Consider the following 14,236-nt stretch of genomic DNA (forward strand, 5'->3'; position numbering starts at 1 on the left):
TTTGACAGAATTTACCATCTCCGACGCCCTATTGTGCCGGGAAACAGCTTACTAACTGGAAACGATCAAGCTGGGAAGATGGTACCGCCTCCCTGGCTTGAACAGGGGACCTCTGGATCCACAAGAGATCCTCAAAATCCGGATAAAACTCACTCTTTCAAACTACTATCTGATTCGAGGAATTTTTTTGGGCAAAACTTTGGGCAGAGTTTTTTGTCAGTCATTCTTGCATTGTGATTTTCAATGGAAATCCACCTAACTCCGGGTCAGGAAGAATGACAAATTCTCCATTTTTTCCTTTTGAAGACAAACATTTAGAGTCGTTGACTCAATTCTGGAAAGGTAGTTGTCTTACCTAATACAGCTAGTATTCGGGGTAATGAAATGTCTAAAAAGAAAGCGTGTCTGTCCGGCAACCCAAGAACAGAGACTACTAATGGAAAGAGCTATTGGGTTCAGGCTTACTATACCCCTAGCGGTCAAAGAAAACGGGTCACGGCCCAATCCGCGCGTGCTGCAAAACAGTTGGCCAAGGAAAGACTGGCTTCGGAATTGCGCGACCAAGCGATTACCCATGGCTACACCACTTTTGAGAAATTCGCAGGAAAGTACATCAATGACAGTTCTAAGGGCCGTGATGGGGAACTAGGCATTCGGTCATCGACAATCTCTTCGTACGAGTCTTACCTTCGCAACTGGATAAATCCTCGACTTGGCGCGATTTCACTCAGTGATATCGACAAAGCAAGAATGAGGGAGTTTCGCGATTACTTGATTGCAAACTGCCCAAGTCGGAACACCGCCAAACACGCGCTTAATCTTACGAAAGCCATCCTATCGTACGCAGCCCTACTCGACGTCATATTCTCAAACCCGGCAGAGGGCGTGAAAATCAAGTTAGATTGGGGCGAACAAGAAGACATGAAGACCGTTCGCATACTTTCCGACGAGGAAATGGCTGAATTAGATGAGATGGCCTACAATCTATACAGGTCGGATGATACTCGTGTCGCGCGAACCTACCGCAGGTATTATCCACTATTTCTAATTCTGCGAATGACAGGTGTCAGAATCTCGGAATGCCTTGGGTTACAATGGAGCGACTTCGGGGTTGGTTTTTCGTCGGTTACGGTCAACAGAATGGTTGATCGAGTACGAAAGGGCCAAACCCTAGAGGAACGCATCGCGAAAACCAAAACAAAGAACGCGCGGCGCACGATACCCATACCGGAATCAGTTCGACCAACACTTGCTAAGTGGCGCCTCGCCTGCCCTGCTACAAAGGAGGGTTGGGTCTTTCCAACGAGAACAGGTCAGCCGCTGGACTACAACAATGTAAAGAACAAGTTTTGGAAGCCGCTGCTAAAGCGAGTTAACAGAATGCGCGAACAGCAGCTCAAGCCTCCGCTGGCAGACCACGGTTTACACGGCCTGCGGCATTTTTTTGTTTCAGTCTTGGTTAGAGCGGGAAGGATCAAAGAGGCGTCTGTGTTAGCTGGCCACAGCTCGGTGGCCTTCACTTTGGATCAATATGGTCACCTCATCCCTGACGATCAGCGGACAATGGATGAGATCATGAGGATCGTTTCACAAAACCTGATAGTTTGAGTTGTTTAGGCGCCGTAACCACACCGATTAATCCTCTGACTGCGCTTTATGCTCGGCAGCAAACTCTGTAAGTGATTTGCCTTTGCGCTTGTTAGGGTTTTTTCGCGTCAGCGAAATGCTTCCCGCTGTGTTCCGCCCAGTTCGCCATGAACGACGTGTCCAATAGGTGCCTTCTGCATTCGCATAACCGTTCGAGTCCAAAACGAGCTCTGCGGCGCCAAGGTGTGTCTCTTCATCAGTTATGGCGGGTTTTGGTGTTTCTTGCTGGAACACATAAGATAGATGAATCCGACCTGTGTGTTGATGTCGCCAAGGCTTTGCAGCGATAGAATGAGACTGCGCATTCGTTGAACTAAGGCCTGCGTCAATTCTTAGGCTAAACAAGCTATTCGTAATTTCTACAGCCATGGCGTCTTCTTGTTCTGGTATGTCGTGTAGTTCCTGCTCAGTTAATTGCTGGTTGCTCTTTGCCATCTCAATCAATTTCCGGATTGTAGGCCCGTTTGTACTGGTTTTACCCACCCAAACACCATTCAGATCCGGAAACCAGTTGTTCAGCACCGGAACCAATCTCCAGAGAATTCTCCAAGGCGCATAGTATCCGGTGGGAGCGAAGAATACTGAGAACGCCGTGAGTAATACAACCGGAAGTGCACGCACAACAACATTTTCGGGAAGCGAAACACCTACCAATGCGAACACATCGTCGACATAAACTGCCACAGCGACGATGATGAGCAAGACTGTTGAAAGTAGCTTCCAAGGCAACAAGGCGTACAAAGTTAATTCTCCATAAAGATTGTCTCAAAAAGGGACTTGAACTTCATAGGTATAGGCCCCAGTTGTTGATGTACAGCCTGAAAGAGACACGATATGTACGACTATTCAAAAGAAATTTCTTCATTCCACTCTAGCCACGTTAGGCTCACAAACGACCAAAGGGCGGACATGAAACGCCGCCGCGAAACTAATCTTGACCGCATTAAACGAGGGCTAGAAGACGCTGAAAAACCGCCTGTTGTGGACACCATAAACCAAGGCGGTTACGCCCAAAAGACGATGACACAGCCACCAGAAGCGGACCAAGATAGCCGTTACGACATTGACCTTGGGGTTGTGTTTGAAAAGAGCGAGGCCTCAGGCCCACGGACGACCCGCAACTGGGTAAGGAACGCAATCGCGTCCAAAGCAACCAACATGAAATACGATCCTGAAACGAAAATGAAGTGTGTTCGGGTTGTTTATTCCGATGGTTACCAATGTGACTTTCCAGTTTTTCGCAGAAGTTGGACAGAGGCTGGTTGGAAACACGAGCTTTCGGCAGGAGACGAGTGGGTGACTTCCGATCCCGCGGCGATGAATAAATGGATCGAAACCCATGTTTCAGCCAAAAGCCCTGAAACATCAGGCAGCTACCAACTTCGCCGAATTATTCGCTTGGGCAAGTTTTATGCCAAAACGCACGCAAAGCGTTTGGGCCTAAAGTTCCCGGGAGGTCTAATTGCGACGGCCCTGTTTATTGAGGCCTATATTGCAGCGGAGGGGCGAGACGATGAGAGTTTCCGCGAAACTCTCCGCATCCTTTCGCATCGCTCGAAACACTCACCCGTATACGCAGATGGCGTCCAGGTCTCCGACGACAAAGATACTGACCGAATTGGGCGGTTGATCGAACAGGCGAAAGCCAGCGTCGAAGAACTCGACAAGTTGAATTCAGAGGACGCGGGGGACGCAGATGCTAAGCAAGCGTGGAAAAAAGTATTTCGCCACAGTTTCTTCGACTCGGAACAACGCGCCGCTAACAACGCCGCCGCACCTCTTGAGAAAAAGTCAGCACTAGGTGCCGGACTAGCCGCTCCTATGATTGCCTCCGCCGCTGCTGCAGCGCTTACCGACGCCGAGAAGGCGGATCGTGCTCAGGCCGCATTGGAAGCAAAGCGATCATCGGGCGGCGGGAACAAACCATGGGCGCAATAGCGACTATAGCGGAGGAAACAGCCCCGCCAGACGAATTGATTGAACAGGCCAAGGAATACGTCGCTCGGTATCAACCCGAGCTACGTGTCACAGTTTGGAAGAGTTTGGTTTGTATAGACGGAAAGTATATCTTAACCGGTCCACTCGGGGAATATGATAGTTTTGAGGTCAAAATCGCCGTCCCTGCAAATTTTCCTGAGGATGAACCGGTGGTGTTCGAAACCGGTGGACGAATTGAGCGGGTTCTGGACAGACACATCTTTGAAAAACACGGAAACTGTTGCGTTGGCGTCTACGAGGAATGGCTGCTGCTTTCTGACAATTGTAGCTTAGAAGAGTATTTTCTAGGCCCGGTCGACGACTATTTCTTTAGCCAGCATTGGTATGAAACTAAGTTGGCTCAAACTGGGAAAGGAGAGTGGCCGCTGGGTGAAAGATCTCACGGCCTCAAAGGTGAGTTAGAGGCTTTCGGAGAAATTTTGGGTTTAGAACCAGACGCGAAACTTATTGCCGACCACCTGAAAGTCTTGTGCAAGAACCCAATAAAAGGGCACTTAAGCTGTCCTTGTGGAAGCGGGAAACGTATTCGCAACTGTCATCGTGACCGTATTGACCAAATTCGTCGCACAGTTAACCCGGCTATGGCCCGCCGAATGTTAGACAGGATTGAATCCCGTGTTGGCAACCCTCGCAAGTAACATCGCGAAACTAACAGCAGAAGCGAAAGGCTCGTTCGAAACCTAAGCCAGCAAAAAACTACCAGCAACAAGCGAAACATTTACTGACACTTTCGCACCAATTTTGAGTTCTTGGGTGTCTGTTTCACTTACTTTTTTGGGCAAGTTTTGGGCAATTCTGCTGTTTACTCCCCTTTTGTTCTAAATTGCCATCATCACCTGGACGCACAACAGAGCGCACTAATCCAATGCAATAAAACAACAAAACGGGGTTGGAAGATGGTACCGCCTCCCTGGCTTGAACAGGGGACCTCTGGATCCACAATCCAGCGCTCTAACCAACTGAGCTAAGGCGGCACTCGTGGAGGGCGATGTAGCGAAGGCGTGCGGGGAATGCAAGGGGATTAAAGCTGAATCCTCCAGCTTTGTTCGACCAGATCGACACCGAAGGAATGGACCGGTTTGCTGTCCAAAAGCTGCCAACCAAAGGAGCGATAGAGCGCGCAGGCGGCGCGGTGGCTTTCGTGGGTCCACAGGACCATTTCGCGGTAACCTGCGGTGTGCGCGAAATCCATACAGGTGCGCAGCAGACGTTTCCCGGCGCCCTGCCCGCGCGCTTCGGGCACCAACAGAAACAGGCGCAGCTTGGCAGTCTGGTCATCCTGCGAGACACAAAAGATGCTGCCTAGTCGCGTTCCGCCCCGCTCCGCGATCCAGCCCTGTTCGCATTCGGGGTCGTGATCGGCGATGAAATCGTCCAGAATACGCGCTACCAACTGCTCGAAACTGTCGTCAAACCCTTCGTCGCGGGCATAAAGCGTGGCGTGGCGTTCCACCAGCCAAGGCGCATCATCGGCGCGAAACGGTCTGAGCTGAACATCTGACATGCGATCTTTGTCGGCATCCTTCGCTTGATTCTCAACCCTCTGCGCGATAGCACACAATCTCAGTCCCCGGAGGCACCTATGGGTATCAACACCGAACGCGATATCGAAGCGAACCTGCAAATCGGCCCGACCGATCAAGGTATGGTGCGCCTGTTCATTGAAGGCGCCGGCATCGAGATTCCGATGGATTTCGATCCGGAAGAAGCCGAAGAGATCGCCGAGGAGATCCGCGCAGCCGCCCAAGCCGCGCGTGCGGTCAAAGGTTAAATTCGCGGGTCGCGCAAGGTTTGCAGGCGGCGGGCTGCGTCAACAGCGAACTTCTGGATCATCTTCTTGCGCCGCGCTGGCGCCAGTTTGGTCTCCGGCCCGGTCCGAATGATCTCGGCATCATAGGCATCGGCGATGATCAGGCCGGTCTCATCCGGTAATAGTTCAACCGGGAACTCGGTATCGACCGCCCAGAAGAATCGGTCGCACCATTCCAGATAGCCCTGCCATTTCGCATCCGACTGATAATCGGCGCGGCTGGATTTGCACTCGACCACCCAAAGCTCGCCTTTTGGGCCCAACCCCATGACATCCACGCGCAGCCCGCGCGCAGGCACAAATTCCTCAACAGATACAAAGCCATGCGTCAACAAGTGGCGCGAAACGCCGCGGGCCAGTTTTTGTCCGGGTTGCAGATCCAGAGTCATGTGGTGAATGTGAACAATTCGTGAACAAAAATCAAGCCGCACATCAGGGTTGACATGATACCATTTGGTATTTCATTAATACGATACCAAATGGTATCACAATGGAGTTGCCATGACCTCACAAACCCAAAACGCGTTTCGCGCGCTGGCCGATCCGACCCGACGGGACATCGTTCATATACTGGCCCGACAGGACATGACGATCGCTCAGTTGACGAATCAATTCGACATGACCCGCGCTGCGGTGAAGAAGCACCTGACCGTGTTGTCGGATGGCGGCTTGATCACAGTCGAAACCCGGGGGCGCGAACGTATCAATCGACTGGAACCCATGGGCATGGCCCCTGTTCTGGACTGGTTCAGCTATTTTGACCAGTTCTGGGATGATCGCCTGGCCAATCTGAAAGAAGCCATTGAAAGGAAAGCAAAATGACCGAGACTATATTGCAAAAAACCATCTTTCTGCGCGCCGATCCGGACACGGTTTGGGATTATCTGACCGAACCTGATCGGCTGGCCGAGTGGTTCCACAAACCCGAGCGCCCTTTGGCCGCTGGTCAAAAGCTGGAGATGTTTGGAACCGCCAGCGGCGATCTGCTGATCTGGGGCACGGTGACAGCCGCGCGCAAGCCTGAATATCTGGAGTATACTTTTACCGTCAAACCGATGGGCGATGCGGTGAGCGTGGTCAAATGGACGCTCGATCCTGTTCCGGGTGGCACCCGTCTGGCCCTGCGCCATGAAGGGCTGCCTCAGACCGCCGAAGGTTTTGGACTGATCCTGGCACTGGACAATGGCTGGGACGAACATTTTGGCAAGATGCGTACGGCCTTGCACGAACCTGTTGACGCCTGACCCCTTGTACCTGCCCGCCATTCGCCCTAGTTAGGCCTGTGGCGGGTTCTGCCCTTCTTGTGACTGGTAGCATTCTGGTGGCCTTAAGCAATTCCGAGGGGGCTGGCTCTGTTCAGGTCCTGGCCTGATTACCTGGCGCCCACCTGTACATACAGGTCCTCGGGAATCACACCGCACGGTTGACTGGTGGTCCCGCCACATACGCATCCTAGACTTCGGGGTCTGAAAGATTGTGGTTCACAAAACTTTCGTCCGAAAGCGCAAAATCATAGATCTTACGACCATTCCATTGCGGCATGTATTCGTCAAAGAACCTGTTCTTCTGATAAGGACAAGACGGCACAAGCAAATCCGGCTTATCTAGCCCAACCCCGAAATTCAGCACTCGAGCGGATTTATATCGTGTGGCCGCACGCGAAACCGCATGGTGCAAAAGCACATGCTCAATGTGACCGTACTCTCCAACGCTGTTATGGGTTATGACAGTCGACGGGGCGAACTGCTGCATCATGGCAAAGACCGATCCCTCCAAAAGATTAAACAAGGGGTGACGGTTTAGCGGACGCACGATCTTGGGATGCGTCTGCTCGGGCCCTGTCGGCATCTGAATGAATCGCCTCAGCCTGCGATGATCAGGCTCTACGGCAAATGGGAACTGGACTCTCTGAAAACCAAGTGAGTCACAGACGCGCTGCATTGCCGCCTCACGCGTACTTGTGTCTTTGCGGTTTGGAGCGGGTCGAAAGAAACTGACGATGGTCACATCCGCCCGATCTTTCAAATGCGCCAAGGTGGAGCCGCAGAACAACGTCTCATCATCCTGATGGCAAACGCAAAGAAGGATCCTGTCATCCTTGAGGCTAGCAAGACTAACCTTGCCCGCTGCCACGTCTGGCCCGGTTTCCAATACGTCAAAATTGGCGTTTGCGAAATTCTGAAACCTAGACGAGCTAACCCGCCGCGCGCGCCCTTCTGCCATCAACTGATTGGAACTCTCCTTCACCTTCCCGTTTTTGTTATCCCCTTGGAACAAGTAGCATCGACCAGCCAATCCCGGCCAAGCTGTCTCGAGCTCGGAAACTCTGCTGTTCTTCGCGGCGTCCAAATGCAGCAAATCAATTGAACCAAATGGGCGTTCTGCCACCGCCTGACGAAGACCATCAACCGCATCCATCAGATAAAGCTTTACGCGCGTCGGAAACCTGGTCTCAAACCACTTGAAAACAATAGGAACGTAGATGTTCACGGGTGGCCACGACGCCCGTAGCCGCTGACCAAGGTCAATCCCTATGAACTTCAGCGATGGATTGGAATGAAGGGCCAACAATGCAGCGTGGCCTCCGGCCACACCCACTTCTGCAAAACACGAGCTGCTCTGAGCCATTTGAAAAAGCGCACGCCTTTTCGGCTCCATCCCAGGCGACATAGCCGTCAAGTGGAAGTCTTCCTGCATATGGCCGTAGCACACGTTACCGTTTATCGCCACTGGCTCACCAGCCTTTGACAACCCTTCGGCAATTGCGTGGTTTAAGGATTCAAGATCATCGCGAAAACTCGGGGACGCAATAACCTCTTCATATGTGAGAGTGTTCAAAAGCTCGGCTCTTTTGCTGCCTTTTCTTGTCGCTGACAGGCATGAAAGGACAACGCAGCGTCATGTTCAAGCCGTTTGAACCAAAAATACGCTCCGTAGGTCACACCCGCGGCAGGATGAGCCTTCCGACGCGGCTCTTAGGTTTTTTCAACCCGGATTGTTGCGGGTTTCAAGCCGGCAACGACTGGCGTACCACGATGCGGTCCTTGCGGTTTCTCAGCCATGCTCATGATCTTGTACCCGAACTGAACGCCCGCGAAAACGATGCCATTCATGAACCAGATCATCGCCAAGGCAACGAGGCCAATATCCGAGCCCAAGATGAGCGTGCGCAGGTTTGCCACGTTCAAGACCAGCAGAACACCGACGAAGACTGCCGAGATGACAAAGCCCATTGCCACTTGGGTGATATACAGACGGATCAGTTTTGGCATGACGAACCCCTTTGCGCCGTGACATTCAGGTTAGCGCATATTTGGGCCGCGTAAAGGTGTCAGAATGCCTCGGGCTGGGCTTCGCGGGCCATGTGATCCAACACGGCGTTTACGAATTTCGTCTCTTTACCTTCCGGGAAAAAGGCGCGCGCGACGTCGACGAATTCAGTGATCACAACTTTGGGCGGTGTATCGCTTTGGGTCAGCTCTGCGCCGGCCGCGCGGAACACCGCGCGCAGGGTTGGATCGATGCGGCCAATCGGCCATTTCGCTACCAGGGCGCGGTCGGTCATCTGGTCAATGGGCGCCTGATAGTTCACCGCATCGTCAACCAGCTTGCGGAAGAGGCTGGTGTCACCCTCGAGCATCTCATCGCCTTCATAGACAGCGCCAAACCGGTGATCGAGAAACTCGGCCACAACCGCTTCGGTCGTCTGACCCGACTGCTCCATCTGGAACAGCGCCTGCACGGCATAAAGCCGGGCGGCGGATTTCATCAGTCGTTTTTTACTGGCCGGTTTGGGCGCGTCTGTCTGGGTCATACTGTCGTGGATCCGTTGCTGTCGCCCGCCACAAGGATGGACTCGGACGGCGGCTTAAAGCCCACGCCCTTTTTGGAAGAGCCCCACTTACGGCTGAGCGCGATCAGATGCAAGGCCGCAGCTGCCGCGCCGCCACCTTTATTCATCTTTTCGGGGTTCGCGCGCACTTCGGCCTGCTCGTCATTCTCGACAGTCAGAATTCCGTTGCCGATGCACAGACCTTGCAGCCCCATCAACTGGATGGCGCGGCTGGAATCGTTGCAGACCGTCTCATAGTGCGTTGTTTCGCCCCGGATTACACAGCCCAGCGCGACATAACCGTCAAAATCGCATTGGCGGTCTGCCATCGCGATAGCCGTGGGAATTTCCAGCGCTCCGGGCACCTCGACCACCTCGCAGGTACCACCAGCCGCCTCGATCTCGGCCTTGGCCCCGGCGATCAGATTGTCAGCGATGGCGCGATAGAACGGAGCCGCCACGATCAGCAGCTTCACGGGTTTGTCGAATGTCGGCGTTGGCAGAACGCCGTGTTTGTCTTGTTCAGCCACGATCAGTCATCCTTGAGAATTGAGCGGGTGCCGACGATGGACAAACCAAATGCGTCGAGCCCCAGGTATTTCGTTTCCGGTGAGTCTGTCAGCAACACCAGTTCCTGAATCCCCATTTTGGACAGGATCTGCGCCCCCAGACCCGTGCGTTTGATAGTGCGCGGACCTTCGTCCTCTGCCGCATAAAGCGAGTTGCGCGGCTGGCGGAACAGGCACACAACGCCCCGACCCTCTGCGGCAATCTTCTCCATCGCGCGCGGCAACTCGCGTGAGGATTTGGGACCAAGCCCCAATATGTCCGGCGCTTCATGCAAGGCATGGGTGCGGGTCAAGACCGGCTCGGGCGTTGTAATATCCCCTTTGATCATGACCACATGTTCGATCCCATGGGTCTGATCAGTAAAGAGCCGCATCTCCCATTCGCCACCATATTCCGATGTCACCATCTGGCGCGAGGTTTCGACCACCAGATTGTCATTGCGCGCGCGATAGCTGATCAGGTCGCTGATGGTTCCGATCTTCATATCGTGGGTTTTGGCGAATTCCACCAGATCCGGCAGGCGCGCCATCGTACCGTCGGGGTTCATGATCTCGCAGATCACACCAGCGGGTTTCAACCCCGCCAGACGCGAGATATCCACGGCAGCTTCGGTATGGCCTGCCCGCACCAGCACCCCACCCCGCTTGGCGCGTAAGGGGAAGACATGACCAGGTGTCGCGATATGCGCCATGGTGTTTTGTTCGTTTATCGCGGTCGCCACGGTCAGCGCCCGGTCAGCGGCGGAAATCCCGGTGCTGACACCTTCTCGCGCCTCGATCGACACGGTAAAGGCCGTCTCGTGCCGCGAGGAATTGTTGACCGCCATCATCGGCAGGCCCAAGGAATCGATCCGCTCGGCGGTCATCGGCAGGCAGATCAATCCGCGCCCATAGGTGGCCATGAAATTGATCGCATCCGCATCGGCAAATTCTGCCGGAATGACCAGATCGCCCTCATTCTCGCGGTCCTCGTGATCGACCAGAATATACATCCGGCCGTTGCGCGCCTCATCAATGATGTCCTCGATCGGGCTGATCGCGTCGCGCAATTGGGCCTCGACCGGACCGGGGGTTTCAAAGCTCATGGGGCAGCCTTTCACAAGAGCATTTCTGCAACGCGGGATAGACCACGCGCAAGGCAAAGACCAGAGCGTATGCGCCCTGCGATTGTTGCCATTTACCCGACGTTTGGCGGATCTCTCCCGGGTTTGTCCTCAAATTGCCCAAAACAAGCCCTTTGATCGCCCGATAGCTGGCAGAGTTCTGTATGCAGTATTTCCAACGTCAGACAAGACCTTCCGCACCATGTTCAAGACCTTTGACGTGCCCGCCTCCAGTGTCGCTTTTGGAACCGCCTTTTGGCGTAATCGATTACTGTTGTCGCTTGTCGGATTACAACTGGTTTGCGCGGTCGCAGTCAGCATTTATGTCGGAAGGTCTTTCTGGGATGCCTCGACATCACTCATGCTGGGGCTTTCGTTCAAGCTTTTTCTCTTTATGTTCGCCAATTTCGTGCTTTGGCGTTTTGGCGTGGCCGTTTTTTCGATCCGCCCTGCCAAACCGATAAAATGGCTGCTACACGATCTGTGGTCTAAACTGACCGACCCCCAAAAGGCTCCTGATGCAGTGCTCTGTTTTGGCAGCATCGTTGCTTTGATTGCGTCGTACACGTTCCTTAAGAATGAAATTCATGCGGTGAACCCGTCTCTCTGGGACACCGAGTTCGCGAGATGGGATAGATGGCTGCACGGCGGCTTTGATCCCTGGGTATTGCTGTGGCCCATCTTTGGGTCACCTTACGTGACCACCGCGCTGAATGTCGCTTATCACATGTGGTTTCCCATGCTTTATATTGCGGTTTGCGTGGCTTGCCTGGATCGAAGAGACCCAAATCGTTGCACCGTGTTTCTTGTGGCTTTCGTGTTGTGCTGGTTCGTCGGTGGCAACCTTTTAGCCACGGTTTTTGCCTCGGTCGGCCCGGTCTATTTCGAAGCCTTTGGTCTGGGGCTCGAGTTTGCGCCGCAGATGGAAATGCTGCGCCAATCAAATGAAATAAGCCCGGTCTGGTCGCTGAGCGTGCAAAACATGTTGCTGGAGGGTTATCACAATGCTGGTCCCGCGCGGGGCATTTCCGCAATGCCCAGTATGCATGTCGCCTCAAGCGTGCTTTTGGCCTTCTATGGATTCAGCTATGCACGTTGGGCCGGTTGGGCGCTGACAGGCTTCGCCTTCACTATCCTGTTGGGGTCAGTGCATCTTGGTTGGCACTATGCGATTGACGGCTATGCCTCGGGACTGCTGATGGTCTTCTTTTGGTGGCTGGCCAAAAAGCTGACCGCGCGGTTTGGACCAAACGCCTGAGGTTTAGACCGTTTCCGCCAAACGCGCCACATAGCGGGCGAGCGTGTCGATCTCGAGGTTCACACGGTCGCCAACAGCGACATCGCCCCAGGTTGTGACCTCTTTGGTGTGCGGAATGAAGTTGATGCCGAAATCGCACCCATCCACATCATTGACCGTCAGCGATGTCCCGTTCAGCGCGACCGAGCCTTTGGGCGCGATGAACCGCGCCAGGTCTTTGGGCGCGCGCAATGTCACGCGCGTGCTGTCGCCCTCATCTTTTACGGCAATCACCTCTGCCACACCGTCCACATGGCCCGACACGATATGCCCGCCCAATTCGTCCCCGACTTTGAGCGCGCGTTCAAGGTTGACCCGCTTACCGAGGCACCATGCGTCCAGGTTGGTCTTTGACACGGTCTCGGCACTGATCTGGACATCATACCAGTCAGGGCCCAGCGCGATAACGGTCAGGCACACGCCATCACTGGCAATCGAAGCTCCGATATCGATCCCGTTGGTGTCATAGCCAGTGCGAATGCGGGCGCGAAGATCACCTTGCTGGTCCAACTCGGCAATGGTGCCGATATCAGTAACGATCCCAGTGAACATTCCTTAACCCTCTTTCGCTTAGGCTGACTGGCACCGAGGTAAGGGCAAGTGAGCTTGCGGGCAAGCCCTGCCTTGCTCCGATGGGCACAAACAGGCATTGTCAGAAAGAAAAGAGGCAGAAGCAGTCCCATGTCCTTTGATCAATCCGCTTCAGGGCAGCGTAGTTTTTTGTTCCTTCAAGGACCCCATGGTCCGTTTTTCTGGTCGTTGGCAAAAGTACTGCGCGCGACTGGTGCGAGAGCATGGCGGGTTGGCTTCAACGCCGGGGACCAGGCCTTTTGGCGCGATACGCAAAGCTACATCCCCTTCATGGACACGCCCGAGAACTGGCCCGACACCTTCCGGCAGATGATCGCGGAACTGAGCGTGACAGATCTGGTGCTGTATGGCGACACCCGTCCCGTTCACTCACAAGCTGTTGAGATTGCAAAAGCTGCGGGCCTTACGGTTCATGTCTTCGAAGAAGGCTATTTGCGCCCTTGGTGGGTCACATATGAGCGCGACGGCTCGAACGGAAACTCCCGCCTGATGCAGATGAGCGTGGCTGACATGGAGCAATGTCTGGATCGGTCCGAGCAGCGATCACCCCCGCCGCCAACCCATTGGGGAGATATGCGGCAGCATATTTTCTATGGTGCGCTCTATCATTGGTTCGTGATGTTTTTGAACCGAAATTACCGCCATTTTCGGTCACATCGCGAGGTTTCTGTATCTCAGGAATTTGCGCTGTATTTCAAACGATTGCTGCGCATGCCGGTTCACCGCCTGCGGCGCGAGCTGGCAACGTGGAAAGTCAATCGCAGCGGATTCCCCTACCACCTCGTTTTATTGCAACTGGGACATGATAGCTCGGTCCAGTCGCATTCCGGCTATGCGCGGATGTCTGACTTTGTGCAGGAGATGGTAACAGGGTTTGCCGAAGGTGCGCCCCGACACCACCACCTTGTGATCAAGGAACATCCCCTGGAAAACCACCGCGAACCTTTGCGCCGGTTGGTCGCGCAACTGACCCGCAAGCTGAAGATCGATGATCGCGTACATTATGTTCCGGGGGGCAAATTGGCCGGCCTGCTGGACGATGCGCAATCGGCGGTCACCATAAACTCGACCGCAGGACAGCAGGTTTTGTGGCGCGGCCTGCCGTTGCGCAGTTTCGGGCAGTCGGTCTATGACAAGCCCGAATTTGTCTCCCGACAATCTGTGTCGGAGTTCTTTGCCAACCCTCAGCCACCAGACGCCGAGTACTATCGAACCTACCGACGGTTTTTGCTGGCGACCAGCCAGGTTCCCGGGGGGTTTTATTCGCGACGCGGTCGCCGTCAATTGTTAAGGCGCGCCGTCGATATGATGCTGAATGAGCAAGACCCCTATCAGGCCCGTTTCACCAGCAGCGCGGCTGAGAGGCCACAGTTGCGAATCATCGGCTAA

The 14,236-nt window shown here is 54.1% G+C and carries 17 protein-coding genes and 1 tRNA gene; 8 read left to right on the forward strand and 10 right to left on the reverse strand.

Annotated features, from left to right (window positions below):
• Positions 1–384: 384 nt before the first annotated feature.
• Positions 385–1,608: a site-specific integrase gene (locus GOX45_RS08575; protein WP_171099893.1), complete on the forward strand. Its 1,224-nt coding sequence runs from the start codon at positions 385–387 to the stop codon at positions 1,606–1,608.
• A 27-nt stretch (positions 1,609–1,635) separates the two neighbouring features.
• On the opposite strand, the gene GOX45_RS08580 is transcribed toward GOX45_RS08575, so the two are convergent.
• Positions 1,636–2,388, reverse strand: a complete 753-nt coding sequence (locus GOX45_RS08580) for a hypothetical protein (protein WP_171099895.1) — start codon at positions 2,386–2,388, stop codon at positions 1,636–1,638.
• A gap of 93 nt (positions 2,389–2,481) precedes the next feature.
• Here GOX45_RS08580 and GOX45_RS08585 point away from each other — a divergent pair, with 93 nt between their 5' ends.
• Positions 2,482–3,585, forward strand: a complete 1,104-nt coding sequence (locus tag GOX45_RS08585; protein ID WP_171099896.1) for a cyclic GMP-AMP synthase DncV-like nucleotidyltransferase — start codon at positions 2,482–2,484, stop codon at positions 3,583–3,585.
• Entirely contained in the window at positions 3,573–4,283 is a 711-nt protein-coding gene (locus GOX45_RS08590; RefSeq protein ID WP_171099898.1) for a hypothetical protein, read from the forward strand. Before GOX45_RS08585 ends, GOX45_RS08590 begins: the two co-directional genes overlap by 13 nt.
• Before the next feature lie 259 nt (positions 4,284–4,542).
• Here GOX45_RS08590 and GOX45_RS08595 read toward each other — a convergent pair.
• Positions 4,543–4,619: transfer RNA gene (locus GOX45_RS08595), tRNA-His, on the reverse strand.
• 47 nt (positions 4,620–4,666) lie between these two features.
• A complete protein-coding gene (locus tag GOX45_RS08600) occupies positions 4,667–5,149 on the reverse strand; it encodes a GNAT family N-acetyltransferase (RefSeq protein ID WP_171099899.1) in 483 nt (160 codons plus the stop codon).
• Positions 5,150–5,227: 78 nt separating this feature from the next.
• On the opposite strand from GOX45_RS08600, the gene GOX45_RS08605 reads away from it, so the two are divergent.
• The gene (locus tag GOX45_RS08605) at positions 5,228–5,416 is read left to right on the forward strand and encodes a DUF6324 family protein (protein WP_171099902.1); all 189 of its coding nucleotides are present in this window, start codon (positions 5,228–5,230) and stop codon (positions 5,414–5,416) included.
• Here GOX45_RS08605 and GOX45_RS08610 read toward each other — a convergent pair.
• Positions 5,413–5,844 carry an MmcB family DNA repair protein gene (locus tag GOX45_RS08610; protein ID WP_171099904.1) on the reverse strand — a complete coding sequence of 144 codons (432 nt, stop codon included), beginning with the start codon at positions 5,842–5,844 and terminating at the stop codon, positions 5,413–5,415. The two genes, GOX45_RS08605 and GOX45_RS08610, sit on opposite strands and share 4 nt — an antisense overlap.
• Before the next feature lie 112 nt (positions 5,845–5,956).
• Between GOX45_RS08610 and GOX45_RS08615 the strand changes: the two genes are divergently transcribed.
• Positions 5,957–6,277 (forward strand): helix-turn-helix transcriptional regulator, encoded by a 321-nt coding sequence (locus GOX45_RS08615; RefSeq protein ID WP_171099906.1) that lies wholly within the window; start codon positions 5,957–5,959, stop codon positions 6,275–6,277.
• Positions 6,274–6,699 carry an SRPBCC domain-containing protein gene (locus tag GOX45_RS08620; RefSeq protein WP_171099908.1) on the forward strand — a complete coding sequence of 142 codons (426 nt, stop codon included), beginning with the start codon at positions 6,274–6,276 and terminating at the stop codon, positions 6,697–6,699. Before GOX45_RS08615 ends, GOX45_RS08620 begins: the two co-directional genes overlap by 4 nt.
• 208 nt (positions 6,700–6,907) lie before the next feature.
• Here GOX45_RS08620 and GOX45_RS08625 read toward each other — a convergent pair whose 3' ends face one another.
• From GOX45_RS08625 to ribB, 5 genes are all read right to left on the reverse strand, one after another.
• The gene (locus GOX45_RS08625) at positions 6,908–8,083 is read right to left on the reverse strand and encodes a PIG-L deacetylase family protein (protein ID WP_217350304.1); all 1,176 of its coding nucleotides are present in this window, start codon (positions 8,081–8,083) and stop codon (positions 6,908–6,910) included.
• 347 nt (positions 8,084–8,430) lie between these two features.
• A complete protein-coding gene (locus GOX45_RS08630) occupies positions 8,431–8,727 on the reverse strand; it encodes a hypothetical protein (protein WP_171099913.1) in 297 nt (98 codons plus the stop codon).
• Positions 8,728–8,786: 59 nt separating this feature from the next.
• Positions 8,787–9,269 carry a transcription antitermination factor NusB gene (gene nusB / locus GOX45_RS08635; RefSeq protein WP_171099915.1) on the reverse strand — a complete coding sequence of 161 codons (483 nt, stop codon included), beginning with the start codon at positions 9,267–9,269 and terminating at the stop codon, positions 8,787–8,789.
• Complete coding sequence (locus tag GOX45_RS08640; protein ID WP_171099917.1) at positions 9,266–9,817, reverse strand: 6,7-dimethyl-8-ribityllumazine synthase; 552 nt, start codon at positions 9,815–9,817, stop codon at positions 9,266–9,268. The genes nusB and GOX45_RS08640 overlap by 4 nt, the downstream gene beginning before the upstream one ends.
• A gap of 2 nt (positions 9,818–9,819) precedes the next feature.
• Positions 9,820–10,941: a 3,4-dihydroxy-2-butanone-4-phosphate synthase gene (ribB, locus tag GOX45_RS08645; protein ID WP_171099919.1), complete on the reverse strand. Its 1,122-nt coding sequence runs from the start codon at positions 10,939–10,941 to the stop codon at positions 9,820–9,822.
• A gap of 220 nt (positions 10,942–11,161) precedes the next feature.
• On the opposite strand from ribB, the gene GOX45_RS08650 reads away from it, so the two are divergent.
• The gene (locus tag GOX45_RS08650; RefSeq protein WP_171099921.1) at positions 11,162–12,217 is read left to right on the forward strand and encodes a phosphatase PAP2 family protein; all 1,056 of its coding nucleotides are present in this window, start codon (positions 11,162–11,164) and stop codon (positions 12,215–12,217) included.
• Between the two features lie 3 nt (positions 12,218–12,220).
• On the opposite strand, the gene GOX45_RS08655 is transcribed toward GOX45_RS08650, so the two are convergent.
• Positions 12,221–12,808 carry a riboflavin synthase gene (locus GOX45_RS08655; RefSeq protein ID WP_171099923.1) on the reverse strand — a complete coding sequence of 196 codons (588 nt, stop codon included), beginning with the start codon at positions 12,806–12,808 and terminating at the stop codon, positions 12,221–12,223.
• A 129-nt stretch (positions 12,809–12,937) separates the two neighbouring features.
• Between GOX45_RS08655 and GOX45_RS08660 the strand changes: the two genes are divergently transcribed.
• Positions 12,938–14,236 carry a capsule biosynthesis protein gene (locus GOX45_RS08660; RefSeq protein ID WP_171099925.1) on the forward strand — a complete coding sequence of 433 codons (1,299 nt, stop codon included), beginning with the start codon at positions 12,938–12,940 and terminating at the stop codon, positions 14,234–14,236.

This window comes from Ruegeria sp. HKCCD7255, from assembly GCF_013031565.1.
Taxonomy (GTDB): Bacteria; Pseudomonadota; Alphaproteobacteria; order Rhodobacterales; family Rhodobacteraceae; genus Ruegeria.